We start from the raw sequence: 18,126 nt of genomic DNA on the forward strand, positions 1-18,126 counted from the left end.
AATGCACATAAAAGCGCTCGTTCTGGACAATTTCAAGAGTTTCGGGCGAAAGACCCGGATCCCCTTCTACGAGGATTTTACGGTCGTTACCGGCCCGAACGGCTCCGGAAAGTCGAACATCATCGACGCCGTCCTCTTCGCGCTCGGGCTCGCTCGAACGCGCGGAATCCGCGCGGAGAAGCTGACGGATCTGATCTACAACCCCGGCTACGACGACGGCGAACAGCCGGCCCGAACCCGCGAAGCCGAGGTCGAAGTGGTACTCGATAACAGCGACCGAACGCTCGACATGGCGCAGGTGACGTCGGCCGCCGGCACCGACGACGTCGGCGACATCGACGAGATACGTATCCGTCGGCGGGTCAAGCAGACCGAAGACAACTATTACTCCTACTACTATTTGAACGGACGCTCGGTCAACCTCACCGACATCAAGGACCTGTTGGCCCAGGCCGGTGTCGCACCCGAAGGGTACAACGTCGTGATGCAGGGAGACGTCACCGAGATCATCAACATGACGCCGTTCAATCGGCGCGAGATCATCGACGAGATCGCCGGCGTCGCCGAGTTCGACGCGAAAAAAGCCGACGCGTTCGAGGAACTAGAAGTCGTCGAAGAGCGGATCGACGAAGCCGAACTCAGAATCGAAGAAAAGCGCCAGCGTCTCGATCAGCTCGAAGACGAGCGCCGGACCGCGATGCGCTATCGACGCCTTCGACGCGAAAAGGCCGAGTACGAGGGCTACCTGAAAGCCAGCGAACTCGAAGACAAACGGGACGAACTCGACTCGGTCGACGACCGAATCGCCGATCTCGAAGCCGATCTCGAGTCCCTCCAGCGCGAACTGGACGAAAAGGAAGGTATCGTCGTCCGCCTGACGGAGGATCTGGAGGATCTGAACGCCGAAATCGAACGGAAGGGCGAGGACGAACAGCTGAAGATCAAAGCCGAGATCGAGGAAGTAAAAGGTGAGATCTCCCGGCTCGAAGATCGCATCGACGCCTGCGAGGAGCGCGTCGAAGCGGCCGAAGCCGACCGACGGGATGCGTTCGTCCAGATCGACCGAAAGCAAGAGCGCGTCGACGAACTTACAGACGAGATGCGCGAGTGTAAGTTACAGAAAGCGTCGATCGCCTCAGAGATTCAACAGCGAGAGACCGAGATCGAGTCACTCGAAACGGAACTCGAAAACGTCGACACCGAGTACGACGAGGTGAAAGCCGAACTCGCCGAACGGAAAGAGTCACTCGAAGCGGAAAAGACCGCAAAGAACGATCTCCAGCGCGAACAGGACCGCCTGCTCGATCAGGCGCGTCGGCGCTCGAACGCGATTTCGGAGATGGAATCGTCGATCGAAGAAACGCGGGAACTGCTGCCAGAACTCGACGACGAACGCGCCGAACTCGGGCGCGAACTCGAGAAAGCAGAGCGAAACGCAGAGAACATCGACGAGGTCGTCACGGACCTAAAGCGCGAGCGCTTTGCTCACCAGGACGACCTCGACGATCTCGAGGACGAACTCCAGGCGAAACAACAGGAGTACGCCGAACTCGAGGCGAAAGCCGGAGAGAGCGGCGACTCCTCGTTTGGACGCGCGGTGACGACGATTCTCAACGCAGGGTTCGACGGCGTTCACGGTGCGGTCGCCCAGCTGGGTAGCGTGGCCGGCGAGTATGCCGTCGCCTGCGAGACTGCCGCGGGTGGCAGGCTCGCGAACGTGGTCACCGACGACGACGGCGTCGGTCAACGCTGTATCGACCACCTGAAATCGAGAAACGCGGGCCGGGCGACGTTTTTGCCGATGTCGGAGATGTACACGAGGTCCCTTCCGTCGGCACCCGCCGACCCAGGGGTCGTCGACTTCGCGTACAACCTCGTCGACTTCGACGAACAGTACGCCGGCATCTTCTCGTACGTCCTCGGAGATACGCTCGTCGTCGAGGACTTAGAGACCGCCCGTTCGTACATGGGTGACTACCGGATGGTGACGCTGGAAGGTGACCTCGTCGAGAAGAGCGGCGCGATGACCGGCGGGTCGCGGAAGGGATCGCGCTACTCGTTCTCGACGGACGGTCGCGGCACGCTAGAGCGCGTCGCGACCCAGATCACCGAGCTCCAGGAGCAACGAGACGAGCTACGCGAGGAGCTGCGAGCGGTCGAATCTCGGCTGGACGACGCCCGCGACCGCCAGACCGACGCCGCAGACGAGGTCAGATCGATCGAAACCGAGATCGAGAAGGTCGACGACCAGAAAGAGCGTCTCGAAGCCGAGATCGACGGCTACGAGGACGATCTGGAAGAACTCGAGGCCGAACGCGAGTCGGTCGACGAGGAGATGACCGAGATCGCGGGTCGGATCGAGACGAAACAGGAGTCGATCGACGAACTCGAGGCCGATATCTCGGCGCTGGAATCCGAACTGGCCGATTCGAAGATCCCACAGCTCACGGCCGAGATCGAAGAACTCGACGCGGAGATCGACGAACGATCCGATCGAATCGACGATTTAGACAGCCAGTTAAACGAGTACGAACTCGAGAAGACCTACGCCGAAGACGCGATCGAAGATCTCCACGACGAGATCGAGTCCGCCCAGAACCGAAAGGCCGAGTACGAAGAGCGGATCGAGCTCTGCGAGGAGGAGATCGAATCGCAAGAACGCCGTCTCGAGGAAAAACGCGACGCGGTCGCCCAGCTCGAAGACGAACTCTCTGAACTCAAAGACGAGCGAGGCGAGCTAAAAGACGAGGTCGAGGCGGCCAGACGCGAGCGAGACGAGGCACAGGACGACGTCAACGACACGACGGCCGAACTGCACACTGCCAGAGATCGAGCGGACGCCCTCTCCTGGGAGATCGAATCACTCGAAGCGGAAGTCGGCGAGTACGATCCCGACGAGGTTCCAGACCACGACACCGTCGTCGAGATGATCGACCTCCTCGAAGCCGACATGGAGGCGCTCGAGCCCGTGAACATGCTCGCGATCGACGAGTACGACGAGGTTAGATCCGATCTCGACGAACTCGAGGCGAATCGGGAGACGCTCGTCGAGGAAGCCGACGGTATCCGCGAACGGATCGAACGCTACGAGAGTCAGAAGAAAGAGACGTTTATGGAGGCCTACGAGTCGATCAACGCCCACTTTACGGATATCTTCGAGCAACTCTCCGAGGGAACCGGGTCGCTCCACCTGGAGGACAAAGCCGATCCGTTCGAGGGTGGACTCACGATGAAAGCACAGCCGGGTGATAAGCCGATCCAGCGTCTCGACGCGATGTCGGGCGGCGAGAAGTCGTTGACCGCGCTGGCGTTCATCTTCGCTATCCAGCGGCACAATCCGGCGCCGTTCTACGCGCTAGACGAGGTCGACGCGTTCCTGGATGCGGTCAACGCAGAGCGAGTCGGGCGGATGGTCGACGAACTCGCCGGTGCCGCTCAGTTCGTCGTCGTCTCACACCGACAGGCGATGCTCGATCGGTCCGAACGGGCCATCGGCGTGACGATGCAACAGGACAACGTCAGTGCCGTCACCGGGATCGACCTGAGCGGGGAGACGGAGGTCGCCGCCGATGACTAGGGACTCACCGAGTGGGGGTGAGTCGGAGACGGATGGGACCGATGCCGGGAAGAACGTCAATGGCGAATCGGCCCGGTCGGACGACGTCCCGCTCGCCATCGTCGGTCACGAAGAGAGGGACCCGCCCGGAGCCAACGATTCGGCCGATTCGCTCTCAGTTACTGATGTGGATCCGTTTCCCGACGAGGTCGAAGACGAAGCGACCGAATCCGACGATTCGGACGTCCAGCCGGTCGAACTGCTGGTTCAACTCGCAAAGCGAGGCGAGATCGATCCGTGGGATATCGACATCGTTCGCGTGACGGATGCCTTTCTGGACGCCCTGGACGAGGCGGACCTGCGGACCTCCGGCCGGGCGCTGTTCTACGCGAGCGTGCTGTTGCGGATGAAAAGTGACGTCCTGTTCAGTCCCGACGAACCGGACGAAGATGAGCTGCCGCCGTGGGAAGCGCCGTTCGTCGATGACGGCGACCACCCGGATGACGGCCCGGGATTCGATCCTGTCGACCGGCTCGAAGCCGAGATGGACCGGCGGCTAGAACGCCAGAACGCGCGTGGCAAGCCGGAGACGCTCGACGAACTGGTCCGCGAGCTTCGCGATGCCGAACGGGGATCGTGGTGGAAGCGCTCGCGCGAGTACGACACCTCGAACTCGCCGAGTGGATTCAACCGGGGCGTACAGGAGCTCAGCTACCACTCCGGGGACGCCTATCGGGGTGTCGACGAACCGACGGCCGACGACGTCACGCACACGCAGCACGACGAAGACATAGAGGAGGTCATCGACGACGTGGAGGCCGAACTCGAACCGCACTACGAGGCCGGCCGTGACGAAGTGCTCTTTGCCGAGATCGAGGAGGCCGGCGGCTCGCGCGTGATGACCTACCTCGCGTTACTCTTTCTGGCTCACCGCGGTCGGATACAACTCGAACAGGACGAATTGTTTGGCGACCTCTGGATCCAGCCGGTGACCGTCGAGGCGGAGGCGACTGAAGCCATCGCAGATTGAGGCCGATCGCGGTCAGGAACTGAGTCGCCACTCGTCGCTTCCCGCACGCTCGATTACGCCGCGTCGGTCCATCTCCGTGAGCACTTCCGGGAGGCGGTCGGGCTGGGCGATCTCCATCTCGATGCGTTGAATATCGTGGATGCTCGCCAGCTGGTGTCTGAGTTCGTCTGCGGTGAACGTCTCCTGGTCGGCTCGTTCCATGACGCCGGAGAGCAGATCGATCATGTCCTCGATAAAATTCCAGGGGTAGACGATCCACGTCCACGATTCGAGGCGTTCGCCGACGTACTGAGGTTCGAACTCGCTCGTCCCGAGCAGCTGGAGCGTCGCCGTCCGAACCGTTTTGGCACCGCGATCGCTGACGTACTCGTGTGCGTGCTCGATCGAGCCGCCGGTATCGGCGATGTCGTCGATGATCAGGACGTTTTTGCCCTCGACGCTGCCCTCTGGCATGGGGTAGCGGATAGTTGGTTCGCCCGATTTCTCTGCGGTACCGACGTAGTGTTCCATCTTCAGGCTCGTCAGGTCGTCGAGGCCGAGAAAGTCACAGCAACAGCGGCCGGCGAACCAGCCCCCGCGCGCGAGCGCGACGATTACGTCCGGTTCGAACGAGTCGCGTCTAACCTGTTGGCTCACCTCTCGACAGAGGCTGTAGATGTACTCCCAGTTGGTGATCGTACAGCTGAAATCATCCGGTAACTCGGACATCGGTCTCTGGCGTGTGTTCACGCAGTACCACCGGTTAAATGGTCCGTTGTCGATGACGGCCGCCCGGTCGTGACCAGCACGCCTTTTGCGGCCCTCGGTGAAGGGTATCCATGCTCACCGATCTCGCCTGGCTCGCCCTCGAGGTGAAGTATCTGCCACCCGCTCGCTCGTTCTACGAAGAGACGCTCGACCTGTCGATCGCCGACGAACGAGCCACCGAAATCAGCTACGAGGTCGGACCGTCCACGTTGATCCTGCGACGGCCCTCCGAAATTCCTCGGGGCGGCATCCACACCCACTTCGCGTGTTCGATCCCGGCTGAATCGTACGAGGCGTGGTGGCATCGACTCGACGCGGCCCACGATCTGGAGGAATTTCAGTTCGGCGACGCCCGATCGCTCTACCTGTACGATCCGGACGGAAACTGCGTCGAGCTGGGTCAGCGCGACGTCTCGGGTCCCGGGATCTGCGGGATATTCGAGGTCGCTCTGGAGGTAGGTTCGCTCGATCGCGCCGAGACGTTTTACGAGGCGCTCGGATTCGAAACCGTCGACCGCGGGACCGATCGCCGTCGGATCCGGATGGCTGGACCGATGGCCCTCGAACTCTGGGAACCACAACTAGGTATCGCAGACGCGCGAGGCGGCGTCCACGTCGATCTCGGATTCAGTTGCGAGGATCCTGATCGCGTCGTCGATACCGTCGACTCGCTCGCTTGTCGAACCGATCGAACCGACGACGGGCGGGTCGTCGTCGATCCGGACGGTCACCACCTGACGCTCATCGATCGGTAGGTCGTCTCGGCGACTACAATCGACTGTTGTCGACCTCTACGTCCGGTGGCGTCACGAGTAGAAATCCGCGAAAGTGAACCAGGTTGCCGCCGAGTTCCGAAACCTGCCGAGCGAATCCGGCAGCCAGTTCGTTGACGTCGCCGTCGACACACAATACCAGAACGTTTCCGTCGGCGACGGTCTCGACGCGTTCAGCCGGTGGCGTCGAACCGTCGAGAAAGTCGAGTACGATGTCGCCGTCGACCGGCGTGTCGGATTCCTCGATGTGCTCTTCCATCGCCCGAAGATCGAGGTCGAAGTCACTCATCTCTCCGACGATTGGCCCCAGATCCTAAAAGCGTTCCCCACCTCCGTGTGTCGAGCGTCGATTCTCGATTAGCCTGTGTAGGAGACGAGCGAATCCGCCTCGCCCGCCAGGCTGACGGCGTCTGATCCGAACGAATCGGCGTGTCTGGTGAGCAAGACCAGCTGGGACTCCGGACGGACCAGCGCGTACCCGTCTTCGCGTGTTAACAGTTGCGCCTCTTCGAGCGACGCGGCGTACTTACTCACCGTCGGAGCCGAGACGTCGAGGTTCTCGGCGAGTTCTCTCGCACTCACCGCCGGCTCTCGCAGTAGCTGGATTATCATTCCTCGCGGCGTTTCGCGCCGAAGGTAGCCAAGCGCCGTCTTTTCGAAGTCGTCGAACCGACCGGCGGCGACGAACCGGCGATAATCGCCGTCTCGATACTGTTCGACCCGACCCGCTTCCTCGAGCGTCCGGAGGTGGTGCTGGGCCTCGCCGGTTCCGAGTTTGAGGTCGTCTCGAATCTTCGAAAAGTGGGCACCGGGTGTCGTCGTCAGATATCCGGAGATGGCGTCTCGAACTTCGCTTTCGCCGGTTTCTGCGGCTGCCGAACCGGCGCCGACGAACGGCGCGGTGGCTCCGACGGTCGCGAATCGGCGGAGCGTCGCCCGTTTGTCGGCATCGACGCGGTCGTCTCGACCCATCTGACTCTACTCGATATTCACGCTCTACGGTAAAACACGTTTCGTTCGAATTCGATCCGTCGAATGTAACCGTCCGGATTCGAGACTAGTTGGTTTTCTGATTCCTGTCGGCGCTAAACTCCTGATCCATCTCTTCGATTACCTCGTCCGGATCGGCGATGTTGGCCGGATCCTTGCCCTCTTTGATGCGCTGGGCTTCCTGCTCCATGGCCTCGATGTCCATGTCGGCTTCCTCGTCGATCTCGCCGATGATCTCGGCGATATCGTCGAGGCCGATCAGTTCGCGCGTCTCCTCGTCGAATTCCAGGCTCTCTAGCGTACCGTCGCCTTCGGCGATGTCGCTACCGGTGAGGTGTTTGCCGTAGCGACCGATCATCGAGGACAGTTCCTGTGGCAGGACGAACGTCGTCGATTCGCTCGTTCCGATCTCTGTCAGGGCGTCCATTCCCTTGTCGATGACGGCGCGCTCGCCCATCGATTCGGCCGATCGTGCCCGGAGGACCGTCGAGATGGAGTCACCCTGGGCTTCTAAGATCTGACTCTGTTTTTCACCCTGGGCGCGGATGATCTGGCTCTGTTTGTCACCTTCGGCTTTCTCGACGGCGCTCCGCCGTTCACCCTGCGCTTCGAGGATCATCGCGCGGCGTTTTCGCTCGGCGGAGGTCTGCTGTTCCATCGCGCGCTGGACGTCCTGGGAGGGGTTGACCTCGCGGACCTCGACGCTCTCGACGCGGATGCCCCACTCGTCGGTCGGCTCGTCGAGTTCCTGGCGGATGTGGGCGTTGATCTCCTGGCGCTTGTTGAGCGTATCGTCGAGTTCCATGTCGCCGAGGACGGCCCGGAGCGTCGTCTGGGCGAGATTCGAGACGGCCTTCTTGTAGTCGTCGACTTCGAGAAACGCCTTCTTCGCGTCCATCACCTTGATGTAGACGACGGCGTCTGCGGTTACCGGGGAGTTGTCTCGCGTGATGGCTTCCTGGCGCGGCACGTCTAACGTCTGGGTCCGCATATCGAATTTGTACGTCTTCGAGACGAACGGCGGGATGATGTTGATTCCCGGATCCAGGAGTTTGCGGTACTCCCCGAAGACGGTCAGCGCACGTCGTTCGTACGCGTTGACGATCTCCACTGCGCTCAAAAGCGCCGCGATGACGACGATGAAGAGGAGCGCACTGATGATGAGTATCGATGTCGTTGCCATAGGGGATACTTACGCAGATTACCTAAAAAGTGTTGTCGTTCCAGAACGAGAAATAACGTCACCGGGTGGCGCAATCAGTCCTCTCTCCCGTCGTGGACCTCCAGGACGGTAACTGACACCGTACTACCGCTCGGTTTCGAGGTCGGTATCCGTTCGGTCCTCGTCGGACTCCGTGGTTGGTTCCTCCGGTTGCCGCTCGCGTTCTTCGGCGTCGCGAGCGAGTGCGCGATCGATTTCGTCGGCCTCGATCGCGTCCATCTCTTCGACGGTGAGGACGTTTCCGCCGCCGGGGTCGAGTACGATGACCTCCGATCCGGCTTCGATTTCCCCGCCCGTCGTGCGCGCGCTGTAGATGGGTGCGAAGCCTCCGCTGTCGAGTTTCACCTCGCCACCCCGGGGCGTGACGGTCTCGGTTACGTAGCCGGTCGCGCCGGCGAGCGAACTCGAGTTGCTCGTCTGGTCTCGTCCCTTCCCGCCGTAGAAGTCGAACTCGCGGTATATCCAGGTCGCTGCGAGACCGATCAACAGCGTCAATCCGGCGAGGACGAGCACGCCGAGTCCACCCGGTACGAGAAGGCCGATCAGGCCGGCACCGGCCATGGCGACGCCGATGACGATGAAGTACGCGCCCGGTGACATCGCCTCGATCGCCATCAGGAGCAATCCGGCGGCGAGCAGAGCGAGCGCGGCGTTCGAAACCAGTAACTCGAGCATATCCGTTGGTAGGGGCCGGGTCCGATTAAATGTTTACTGTCAGTACGGTCCTGATGAAACGCGGCTCAGAATCCGATTCCCATCGTTCGGGCGACGACAATCACGGTCGTCAACGCGCCCAGAACCACGAACAGGGCGTGTTCGCGATCGACCGTCCCCGCGACGACCGGCGTCGATCCCGGTTCGGGAAACTGCTGTGAGGGCCGTTCGTCCGCCGTCTCTGGGCCAGACTCGGTCGTCGACTCGGTCTCCGGCGTTATCTGTGAGAAGTCGGGACTTTCGTGAGTGTGTATCGGCGTCTCATCTATCTCTCCATCCCGATCCGCCTCGCCAGTCATACCGCGTTCTACTCGACGAACGGTGAAAAAGTCGCGGTCTCTCAGTGTGAATCCGGGCTGCCCCGCCCCGGCACTTACGCTTCGTCTCGGTCGGTATCCGGTTCGTGGTGGGCCAGTTCACCGTCGTAGATGACACCGCGACCGCCGTCGATCGTCACGATCCGGCCCGGTTCGAGGTCGGTGATGTCGGCCCCGCTGAGCATCGGGATCTCGAGTTCCCTGGCGATGAGCGCCGAGTAGCCGGTCATTCCCGGTCTGGCGTCGACGATCCCCGCCAGGGTCTCGAAGTCGCCCGCGAACTCGTCGTCGAATTCGTGCCCGAGCGAAAGAATCGCGCCGGCCGGAACCTCGCTCAAATCGCCGTCGGGTGCGTGGGCGATAGGACCGCTCGCGCGTCCTTCGACGACGACACGGCCGGTATCCAGCGCGTCCGCCGCGACGTGGACCTTCAACATGTTCGTCGTGTTCGCCCCCTCGAGTTCAGTCATCATCCCGCAGAGAACGACGACCGTATCGCCGCTCTCGGCGACCTCGGCGTCGATCGCCGACTGGACGGCTCGCTCGATGACGGCGTCGGCGCTCTGATCCGAGATCGGTGCGTACACCGGCGTGACACCCCAGCTGAGGGCCAATCGTCGTCGCACGTCGTCGTGCGGCGTCGAGCCGACGACCGGAATCGTCGGGCGGTACTTCGCGGCCTTGAGCGCCGTGTACCCCGATTCCGTCGCCGCGACGATGGCGTCTGCGCCCACGTCTCGAGCGAGGTATCTGGCCGATCTGGCGAGCGCGTCGGTTTTCGATGCTCCGGTTATGGGCACGCGACTCTCGACGACTTCCTCGTACTCTTCGGACCGTTCGACCTCGCGAACGATTCGACGCATCGTTTCGACCACCCTGACGGGATCGTCGCCCACGGCCGTCTCCGCCGAGAGCATTACGGCGTCGGTACCGTCGAGGACGGCGTTCGCGACGTCGGAGGCCTCCGCCCGCGTCGGTCGCGGGGAGTGAACCATCGAATCGAGCATTTCCGTCGCCGTGATGACGGGGACGCCGCTCTCGCGACAGCGCCGGATGATCCGCTTTTGTATCATTGGGACGTCCTCCATCGGACACTCGACGCCAAGGTCTCCCCTGGCGACCATGATTCCCTGCGAGGAGTCGACGAGTTCGTCGAGGTTCGAGACGGCGTCGGCCCGCTCGATCTTCGAGACGATCGGGATTTCCACGCCGAGGGCTTCTAGTTCCTCGTTGACCTGGTAGACGTCCGCGGCGGATCCGACGAAACTCGCGGCGACGAAGTCGACCTCGTACTCGGCGGCGAGTTCGAGTTCGCGCCGATCGCTCTCGGTGACGGTCTCCAGATCGAGGTCGACGCCGGGAACGTTCACGCCCTTTCGCCCCTCGAGTTCGCCGCCGCTATCGACGCGCGCGGTGACGGTCTCTCCCGTCACGTCGGTTACGGAGAGCGAGATAAGCCCGTCGTCGAGTAACACGCGGTCGCCTCGCGTGACGCCACCGATCCACGTAGACAGGCCAATCTCGTCCGCAGACGCGGTGTCACCTTCGACCAGCGTGACCGAACCGCCGGTTTCGAGCGTGATCGTTCGGTCGTCCGAAAGCGGCGCGGTCCGAACCTCCGGGCCCTGCAGGTCCAGCATGACGGCGATCGGGTGGCGACGCGCTTCGTCGACCGCCCGAACGCGCTCGATGAGTTCGGCTCGATCGTCCGTCTCGCCGTGACTCGCGTTCAACCGGGCGACGGACATGCCCGCCTCTGCCAGTTTTCGGATCGTCTCGCGGTCGCTCGAGGCGGGTCCGAGCGTGCAGACGATCTTGGCGTTTCGCATACGCCGGCCTACGAGCGAGGCAGGGAAAAATGTACGCTGACGTCGATCGAGTGCCCCGGATCGATCAGCGGCCGCCCGTCGTGTGCGCTCGCGCGCACCTACCGGATCTTCTCGCCGAGTTGGGCGTCGCCGTGGGTCGTCAACAGGTCCGCGTCGTCGCCCGCCGCGAGGACCATCCCGTTCGATTCGACGCCGAACAGTTCGGCCGGTTCCATGTTTGCGAGCAGGACGCAACGCTGGCCGGGTAGCTCATCCAGATCGTGGAGGCGCTTGATGCCGGCGACGACCTGTCTGGTTTCGAACCCGATGTCGACTTCCAGTCGGGCGAGGTCGTCCGCACCGTCGATTCCCTCTGCGACTTCGATGCGTCCGACCCGGATGTCGACCGCCTGGAAGTCTTCGAAACTGATGCGATTGTCTGCCAGCGGTTCGAGATCGTCGGTCTCAGCCATGGTTTCGGATTCGTCGGCCGCGGTGTCGTCGCTTTCGGTTTCGTCCGGACTCGGCTCGTCGCTCGCCGCCGCGTCGATTCGAGAGCGGAGCGCATCGTTCAATTCGTCGACCCGATCGTCGTCGAGTTTCTCGAATAGCTCGCCCGGCTCCTCGAAGTGACGCGGCGGGCTGTCGAGGGCGGCTTCGATGCGGACGTCCGCAACGTCGCCGTCCTCGCCGATCTGTTCCCACAGCGTCTGTGATTTTTCGGGCGTGATCGGGTAGAGTAGCACGCCGACGGCCTTCGCGAGCTGGACGCAGTCGCGGATGACCTGGGCCGCCGCATCGGGATCCTCGTCGGTGAGTTTCCACGGTTCGTTGCGCTGGATGTACTCGTTACCGAACTGCGCGAGCCGCGTCGCGGCCTGGCCGACGCCGCGAAGCGAGTAGTCGTTGATCGCCTCGCGAACCTCGACGATCGCCTCCTCGATTCGCGTTTCGACCTCCCTGGAGACGTCCGTCTCCGGCGTTCCCTCGAAGTTGCGGTGAGCGAAGAGCAGGCTTCGATACCAGAAGTTGCCGACGGTACCGACCAGTTCGCCGTTAACCTTCTCCTGGAACGCGTCCCACGAGAAGTCGACGTCTTGCTGGAGGCCGCCAGTCGTCGTCAGGTAGTACCGAAGTAGATCGGGATGAAAGCCCTCCTCCAGGTACTCGTTTGCCCAGACCGCGCGGTTACGACTCGTCGAGAGACCCTTTCCGTTGATCGTGATGAAGCCGGTCGCGGCGACCGCGCGCGGGGCGTTGTACCCTGCGGCTTCGAGCATCGCCGGCCAGAAGATCGTGTGGTGCTGGATGATGTCTCGGCCGATCACGTGAATGATTTCGCCGTCTTCTTTCCACACTCGCTCCCAGTCGTACTCGTCGCTGCCGACGCGCTCTGCGTACTGCTTCGTACTTGCGATGTACTCGATCGGTGCGTCCACCCAGACGTAGAGGACGATATCTTCGTCCGTTTCGCCCGGATAGTCGATTCCCCACTCCATGTCGCGGGTCAGACACCAGTCTTGCAGACCCTCTTCGATCCACTGCCGTGGCTGATTGCGCGCGTTCGACGTCCCTTCGAGCCCGTCGAGGAAGTCTGTGAGGTACTCGGCGAACTCGGAGACGCGGAAGAACTTGTGCGTCCGCTCGCGGTACTCCGCCGGGTTGTCCGTGCGGACGCTTCGCGGCTCTTCGATCTCGCCCGGTTCGAGGTGGCGCTGACACCCTTCGTCACACTCGTCACCGCGGGCCTTCTCGCCGCAGTACGGACAGGTGCCGACGACGTAGCGATCGGGAAGGTAGTCGTCGGCGATCGGATCGTACGCGACGAGAATTTCATCCTCGTAAACGTACCCCTCCTCGTCCAGCGTGCGGACGATCTCGCGGGTGAGTTCGGTGTTAGTCTCGTCGTGCGTGTGGCCGTAGTTGTCGAACTCGACGTTAAAGCGCGGGAACGTCTCACGGTACTGTTCGTGCCAGCGCAGGGCAAATTCCTCGGGATCGACGCCATCGCTCTCAGCGTTGACGGCGACGGGCGTCCCGTGCATGTCCGAACCGCTGACGTAGGCGGTCTGCTGACCGAGCGTTTCGAGCGCGCGAGTGAACGCGTCCGCGCCGATATAGCCGCGGAGGTGACCGATGTGTAAGTCCCCGTTCGCGTAGGGAAGGCCGCACGTCACCACCGCCGGTTCGTCCGTCGGATATGGGTCGTGGCTCATGTGTTCTTGTCTGTTGGTTACCGTGACGGGCGTAAAACCCGCCGGTTTTGGTTCGAACGCGATGCGACTCGCAGGTCGAGGGTTGGAAAACCGGGTTTCATCGACGCGTTAGCGTGCCGTATGACCGACTCACCGCGACGATCCGCCAGGTACACACGGCGGACGCATGGACGCTTCGAACCGACGTGGGACGCGCATGTCTCGTACGACCATGTTCGGACGGCGGATAAAGCGTTTTCTACTCACGTCTCGCCGTCGATTACCGGTCGTCGGCGCCGACCGGCCGCGCCCAGACTGCCGGAAGTACCGACAACCGGTCGGCGAGGAGGAGTCCCGTTCCCGTCACGATCAGCGCCAGTATCCCGACCGTCGACGCCGCCCCCGGTGGGAAGACGATCAGTCCGATCGCCGCGACGGTCCAGACGAGCCAGGCGGTCGCTTCCCAGGGTCGTCCACCGTACAACCGCCACGTCGCGAGCGAGCAACAGAGACCGCCGAGCATCGCCGCCGTGAACGGACGAGGGACCTGCGTCGAGAGTCCGACGATACCGAAGATCGAGGCGATCGCGATCAGGTCGAGTCGGTCGAGCCCCACGTTAGCTCGGTCCCGATTCGTCCCGTGGTTTCGTTCGTTCCATCGTCGATCAATCTCCGCCGATCGCAGTGGGTTCGGCGACGGACTCGTATCGCCTCAGATCGTCGACGAACGATTCGAGCATCGATCGGCTCACGTGGGGCATACAGACGACGCGGAGTTCGCCCGCACCCGTCCGCGATATTCGCCATCCGTCGGCTCTGAGCGCGTCGAACGTCTCCCGGGTGACGTCAGCGGTCACCAGCGGAAGCGACGGCTCGACGACCTCGTATCTCAGATCACTGAACCGATTGGCCAGCCACTCCGCGTTGGCCATCGATCGCTCGTACTGGGCGGCGTAGCCGCCGGGCCACAGTTCTTCCATCGCGGCGACGGCGCTCGCGACGCCGGCCCCCGAGCGGGTTCCCGTGAGCGTCGCCTGCGCCGTCGTCTCGAGGTACGGCGTGTTGACGGCAAGTTCGTCGAGTAGCGACGCGTCTCTGACGAGCAATCCGCCGGCCGGAATCGCGGCCTGGCCCATCTTGTGCGGATCGATCGTCATCGTATCGACCGGCGTTTCGGCGAAGTTCCACGCGTGATCGGTAAACGGGAGCACGAACCCGCCCCACGCCGCGTCGACGTGAAAGAGCGCGTCGTACTCGTGGGCGATCGATCCGAGTTCCCGGAGTGGATCGACGCGGCCGTACTCGGTGCTACCTGCCACGCCGACGACGAGCGCCGTCTCCGCGTCGACCCGCTCTCGGACGGCGTCGAGTCGGACCCGGTGGTCGCCGTCAGTCGGCACGATGGTGAGTGTGACGTCCAGAATGTCTGCGGCCTTCTTGAAGCTGAAGTGGCCCGACTCCGGCATGACGACGGTCGGCGTTTCGATCCCGCGAGATCGCGCCCGCTCGCGAGCGATTCGCACCGCCTGAATGTTGGCTTCGGTCCCGCCGCTCGCGACGTAGCCGCCAGGATCGTCCAGTCCGGCGATCTCACCCAGCATCGAGATAGCCCGGTCCTCGAGCTCGGAAACGGCGGGATACGTGCCAGGGTCGCCGGGATTCGTCGCGAGAAATCGCTCGGCCGCGTCTCTCGCGACCGGATGGGGCTCCGTGCACATCGAAGACAACACCCGGTCGAACCCCTGGGGCTCGGCCTGCATATGCCAGACGTCGAGTGTGAGGACTTTATCTGTTGTGTTCTCCGCGCACCACTGAAAATGAGACGGACGCTGTCTGGTGAGAACCGTCGCTCGCTATCGGACCGAATCGAGCAACAGCTTTTGCTCGACGCGCTTGACCTCGTGCTGGACGTCGCGAACCGCGTCTATGTTCGCCGAAATCGAGCTGATCCCCTCGTTGACGAGGTACTGCACCATGTCGGGTTTCGACCCTGCCTGGCCGCAAATCGAGGTGTCGACGCCGTGTTCTCTGCAGGTTTCGATCACGTCGCCGATCAATCGGAGGATGGCCGGGTGAAGTTCGTCGAATTTGTCGGCGACGTGCTCGTTGTTCCGGTCGACGGCGAGGGTGTACTGCGTGAGGTCGTTCGTACCGAACGAGGCGAAGTCGATACCGGCTTCGGCCATCGCCTCGACACTGAGCGCAGAAGCGGGCGTCTCGATCATTACGCCCCAGGTCTGTTTTGCCGGATCGATCCCGGACTCTTTCATGAGCTTCTTCGTCCGGTAAACGTCTTCCGCGTCGTTGACGAGTGGGAACATGATCTCGACGTTGTCGTAGCCCAGGTCGAAGAGGCGTCGGAACGCTTCTAGCTCGTGGGCGAACACGTCGGGACGGTCGAGGCTGCGTCGGATTCCCCGGTAGCCCAGCATCGGATTGTGCTCTGCGGGCTCGTCCTCGCCGCCTTCGAGCTGGCGGAACTCGTCGGTCGGCGCGTCGAGCGTCCGTACGCGGACCGGTCGCGGATAAAATTCGTCCGCGACGGTTCGGATGCCTTCGACGAGTTCTTCGACGTAGGCGTCGACGCCTTCGTCCTCGATGAACTTCGCGGGCGTCCGATTCAGCGAGAGGATCATGTGTTCGGTGCGCAGCAGTCCGACACCGTCGGCTCCGGTCGCGGCGGCACGGGTGGCCGCTTCGGGGATGGAGACGTTCACCTTGACCTCGGTCGCCGTCATCGGTTTTACGGGCGACTGGGGCCGGACGTCTTCGACGGGTTCGACCGCTTCGTCGGGTTCGACTTCGGATCCGGCCAGGATGTGGCCCTTATCACCATCCAGCGTGATTAGCTGTCCGTCCTCCAGAACGGTGGTGGCGTTCGTCGTCCCGACGATGGCGGGAACGCCGAGCTCGCGCGAAACGATGGCGGCGTGACTCGTCATCCCGCCCTCGTCGGTCACGATCCCCGTCGCTCGTTTCATCGCCGGAACCATGTCTGGCGTGGTCATCTCGGTGACGATCACGTCACCCTCTCTGACTTTATCGAGGTCGTCGAGGCGGGTGACGAGTCGGGCCGGCCCGGAGACCAGTCCGGGACTCGATCCGAGACCGTCGACCAGGAGCTCACCGTCTGCCGTCTCGAGCCCACCGGACTCGCCGTCGACCGCTTCGACTTTACCGCTTCCGTCCGTGATGCTCGTCGCGGTGTCGGCTTCCATCTCGGCGGCGTCGGTGATGCCGTCACCGTTTTCGATCGTCGTGATCGGTCGCGACTGCAACATGTAGTCCTCGCCGTCGGCCATCGCCCATTCGACGTCCTGCGGATTCCCGTAGTGGGCCTCGACGTGTTCGCCGAGTTCGATCAGTCGCTGGAGCTCGGCGTCCGAGAGGACGCGCTTTTCTCGTCGCTCGTCCTCGACGGCTACTTCGACGGTTTCGCCCGTTTCGGGGTCCTTGACGTGTTCTACCTTCTTGTCGGCGACCGTCGCGTCGATCGAACCGCTCTCGCGGTCGATGACGTAGTTATCGGGCGAGACGGCCCCCGAAACGACGGCTTCGCCGAGTCCCCAGGCCGCCTCGACGATCATTGTCGCGTCGCCCGTCGACGGGTGACTGGTGAACATGACGCCGGATTTCTCCGCGTCGACCATCTGCTGGACGACGACGGCGATGTTGACGGCGGCGTGGTCGAATCCCTGTTCCTGTCGGTAGTAGATCGCCCGCTGGGTGAACAGCGACGCCCAGCACCGGCGAACTCGATCGAGGAGGTCCTCGCCAGTGACGTTGAGAAACGTCTCTTGTTGACCTGCGAACGAAGCGTCAGGCAGGTCCTCTGCGGTCGCCGAGGACCTGACCGCGACGAACGCCTCCTCGTTCTCTTCGATCTCCCCGTACGCGACCAGGATCTCCTCGCGAAGGTCATCCGGGAACGGCGTCTCGGTGATGAGTTCTTGTGCGCGTTCCGCGGCGGTCGCGAGGGCGCTCGAGTCCTCGACGTCGACGTCGACGGCCTCGAACAGCTCCTCGTCGATTCCTGCGTTTTCGATGAACGATCGATAGGTCGACGCGGTAACGACGAAGCCGGGCGGGACCGGCAAGCCCGCCCCGGTTAGTTCACCCAGGGACGCACCCTTGCCACCGACGGTCTCGATGTCGTCGGCCCCGATCTCGTCCAGCCAGAGTACAGCCATCTGTACCTGTGGTGTTGACGGTGTGAATAAAGAAGCTTCCGAAGGGTGCGATCGATCGTGAGGGTTTCGAGCGAGTGAGACTCTCGACTGGCAATATTTGCGTCTCGTATGGTGCGCTTTCGACGATCGTTCGGTGCGGCTGGATACATTCGTCGAAGCGACGCTCTCGCCGGCGACATCGGTTTCGTCGATCGTCAGCGCTATTCTTCCCGCCCGGGTAGTCGGAGCATGGACGATTCGGCTGACCTTCAGGGGACGATTATTGGCCTCGGAACGCTCCTGGTCGTCGCGATCCTGGCGATCGGGACGTTTCTCACGCCGACGATCGCCGGCTTCGAGCCGATCACCCTGGCGGGCTGGGTCTTCGCAGCAACGCTCGGGGCGGTCGCTACACTCCACGCCCTGGTCGGTCAGTACGACCTGACGTGGGGCTTTGGCGGCGTCGCGGTCGGGTGGCTGTTCGTCCTCGTCGGTACGGGAGCGCAGGTTCTCATCGGACTCTTCGTGCTCGTCGTGTCGGGACTCTACGTCGTTCTCGTCGTCCGTCGGCGTAACCGAGCGCTGGCGGAACTCGCTGGGTGACC

15 protein-coding genes are annotated in these 18,126 nt (G+C 62.8%); 4 read left to right on the plus strand and 11 right to left on the minus strand.

Features of this window, described 5'->3' with window-relative positions:
• Nucleotide 1: 1 nt before the first annotated feature.
• A complete protein-coding gene (gene smc, locus NKH31_RS14025) occupies nucleotides 2-3,577 on the plus strand; it encodes a chromosome segregation protein SMC (RefSeq protein ID WP_254862415.1) in 3,576 nt (1,191 codons plus the stop codon).
• Nucleotides 3,570-4,586, plus strand: coding sequence for a segregation and condensation protein A (locus NKH31_RS14030; RefSeq protein ID WP_254862416.1), 1,017 nt, complete (start codon nucleotides 3,570-3,572; stop codon nucleotides 4,584-4,586). The genes smc and NKH31_RS14030 overlap by 8 nt, the downstream gene beginning before the upstream one ends.
• 12 nt (nucleotides 4,587-4,598) lie before the next feature.
• On the opposite strand, the gene NKH31_RS14035 is transcribed toward NKH31_RS14030, so the two are convergent.
• Entirely contained in the window at nucleotides 4,599-5,294 is a 696-nt protein-coding gene (locus NKH31_RS14035; protein ID WP_254862417.1) for a phosphoribosyltransferase, read from the minus strand.
• A gap of 110 nt (nucleotides 5,295-5,404) precedes the next feature.
• On the opposite strand from NKH31_RS14035, the gene NKH31_RS14040 reads away from it, so the two are divergent.
• Nucleotides 5,405-6,088 carry a VOC family protein gene (locus NKH31_RS14040; protein ID WP_254862418.1) on the plus strand — a complete coding sequence of 228 codons (684 nt, stop codon included), beginning with the start codon at nucleotides 5,405-5,407 and terminating at the stop codon, nucleotides 6,086-6,088.
• A gap of 13 nt (nucleotides 6,089-6,101) precedes the next feature.
• Here the strand turns inward: NKH31_RS14040 and NKH31_RS14045 are convergent, their stop codons facing one another.
• The 10 genes from NKH31_RS14045 to ppsA all read right to left on the minus strand — a co-directional run bounded on the left by NKH31_RS14045 (nucleotide 6,102) and on the right by ppsA (nucleotide 17,542).
• A complete protein-coding gene (locus tag NKH31_RS14045) occupies nucleotides 6,102-6,395 on the minus strand; it encodes a DUF5779 family protein (RefSeq protein WP_254862419.1) in 294 nt (97 codons plus the stop codon).
• 68 nt (nucleotides 6,396-6,463) lie between these two features.
• A complete protein-coding gene (locus NKH31_RS14050) occupies nucleotides 6,464-7,078 on the minus strand; it encodes a winged helix-turn-helix transcriptional regulator (RefSeq protein ID WP_254862420.1) in 615 nt (204 codons plus the stop codon).
• 85 nt (nucleotides 7,079-7,163) lie between these two features.
• Entirely contained in the window at nucleotides 7,164-8,279 is a 1,116-nt protein-coding gene (locus tag NKH31_RS14055) for an SPFH domain-containing protein (RefSeq protein ID WP_254862421.1), read from the minus strand.
• 123 nt (nucleotides 8,280-8,402) lie between these two features.
• Complete coding sequence (locus NKH31_RS14060; protein WP_254862422.1) at nucleotides 8,403-8,993, minus strand: NfeD family protein; 591 nt, start codon at nucleotides 8,991-8,993, stop codon at nucleotides 8,403-8,405.
• A gap of 65 nt (nucleotides 8,994-9,058) precedes the next feature.
• Nucleotides 9,059-9,331, minus strand: coding sequence for a DUF7312 domain-containing protein (locus NKH31_RS14065; protein WP_254862423.1), 273 nt, complete (start codon nucleotides 9,329-9,331; stop codon nucleotides 9,059-9,061).
• A 74-nt stretch (nucleotides 9,332-9,405) separates the two neighbouring features.
• On the minus strand, nucleotides 9,406-11,178 hold the full coding sequence (pyk, locus tag NKH31_RS14070; RefSeq protein WP_254862424.1) for a pyruvate kinase: 1,773 nt from the start codon (nucleotides 11,176-11,178) through the stop codon (nucleotides 9,406-9,408).
• 98 nt (nucleotides 11,179-11,276) lie between these two features.
• The gene (gene metG / locus NKH31_RS14075; RefSeq protein ID WP_254862425.1) at nucleotides 11,277-13,373 is read right to left on the minus strand and encodes a methionine--tRNA ligase; all 2,097 of its coding nucleotides are present in this window, start codon (nucleotides 13,371-13,373) and stop codon (nucleotides 11,277-11,279) included.
• Nucleotides 13,374-13,632: 259 nt separating this feature from the next.
• On the minus strand, nucleotides 13,633-13,968 hold the full coding sequence (locus tag NKH31_RS14080) for a hypothetical protein (RefSeq protein WP_254862426.1): 336 nt from the start codon (nucleotides 13,966-13,968) through the stop codon (nucleotides 13,633-13,635).
• 49 nt (nucleotides 13,969-14,017) lie between these two features.
• The gene (gene mfnA / locus NKH31_RS14085) at nucleotides 14,018-15,112 is read right to left on the minus strand and encodes a tyrosine decarboxylase MfnA (protein WP_254862427.1); all 1,095 of its coding nucleotides are present in this window, start codon (nucleotides 15,110-15,112) and stop codon (nucleotides 14,018-14,020) included.
• Between the two features lie 93 nt (nucleotides 15,113-15,205).
• A complete protein-coding gene (gene ppsA, locus NKH31_RS14090) occupies nucleotides 15,206-17,542 on the minus strand; it encodes a phosphoenolpyruvate synthase (protein ID WP_254862428.1) in 2,337 nt (778 codons plus the stop codon).
• Nucleotides 17,543-17,770: 228 nt separating this feature from the next.
• Between ppsA and NKH31_RS14095 the strand changes: the two genes are divergently transcribed.
• Nucleotides 17,771-18,124: a hypothetical protein gene (locus NKH31_RS14095; protein ID WP_254862429.1), complete on the plus strand. Its 354-nt coding sequence runs from the start codon at nucleotides 17,771-17,773 to the stop codon at nucleotides 18,122-18,124.
• The last annotated feature ends 2 nt before the right edge of the window (nucleotides 18,125-18,126 follow it).

Origin of the sequence: Halovivax gelatinilyticus (assembly GCF_024300625.1) — an archaeon.
GTDB classification, from domain to species: domain Archaea; phylum Halobacteriota; class Halobacteria; order Halobacteriales; family Natrialbaceae; genus Halovivax; species Halovivax gelatinilyticus.

Excerpts from the sequence above, each read along its gene's own strand:
- smc (WP_254862415.1), top strand. The coding sequence starts at position 2 with ATGCACATAAAAGCGCTCGTTCTGGACAATTTCAAGAGTTTCGGGCGA.
- NKH31_RS14030 (WP_254862416.1), top strand. The coding sequence starts at position 3,570 with ATGACTAGGGACTCACCGAGTGGGGGTGAGTCGGAGACGGATGGGACC.
- NKH31_RS14035 (WP_254862417.1), bottom strand. The coding sequence starts at position 5,294 with ATGTCCGAGTTACCGGATGATTTCAGCTGTACGATCACCAACTGGGAG.
- NKH31_RS14040 (WP_254862418.1), top strand. The coding sequence starts at position 5,405 with ATGCTCACCGATCTCGCCTGGCTCGCCCTCGAGGTGAAGTATCTGCCA.
- NKH31_RS14045 (WP_254862419.1), bottom strand. The coding sequence starts at position 6,395 with ATGAGTGACTTCGACCTCGATCTTCGGGCGATGGAAGAGCACATCGAG.
- NKH31_RS14050 (WP_254862420.1), bottom strand. The coding sequence starts at position 7,078 with ATGGGTCGAGACGACCGCGTCGATGCCGACAAACGGGCGACGCTCCGC.
- NKH31_RS14055 (WP_254862421.1), bottom strand. The coding sequence starts at position 8,279 with ATGGCAACGACATCGATACTCATCATCAGTGCGCTCCTCTTCATCGTC.
- NKH31_RS14060 (WP_254862422.1), bottom strand. The coding sequence starts at position 8,993 with ATGCTCGAGTTACTGGTTTCGAACGCCGCGCTCGCTCTGCTCGCCGCC.
- NKH31_RS14065 (WP_254862423.1), bottom strand. The coding sequence starts at position 9,331 with ATGACTGGCGAGGCGGATCGGGATGGAGAGATAGATGAGACGCCGATA.
- pyk (WP_254862424.1), bottom strand. The coding sequence starts at position 11,178 with ATGCGAAACGCCAAGATCGTCTGCACGCTCGGACCCGCCTCGAGCGAC.
- metG (WP_254862425.1), bottom strand. The coding sequence starts at position 13,373 with ATGAGCCACGACCCATATCCGACGGACGAACCGGCGGTGGTGACGTGC.
- mfnA (WP_254862427.1), bottom strand. The coding sequence starts at position 15,112 with ATGCAGGCCGAGCCCCAGGGGTTCGACCGGGTGTTGTCTTCGATGTGC.
- ppsA (WP_254862428.1), bottom strand. The coding sequence starts at position 17,542 with ATGGCTGTACTCTGGCTGGACGAGATCGGGGCCGACGACATCGAGACC.
- NKH31_RS14095 (WP_254862429.1), top strand. The coding sequence starts at position 17,771 with ATGGACGATTCGGCTGACCTTCAGGGGACGATTATTGGCCTCGGAACG.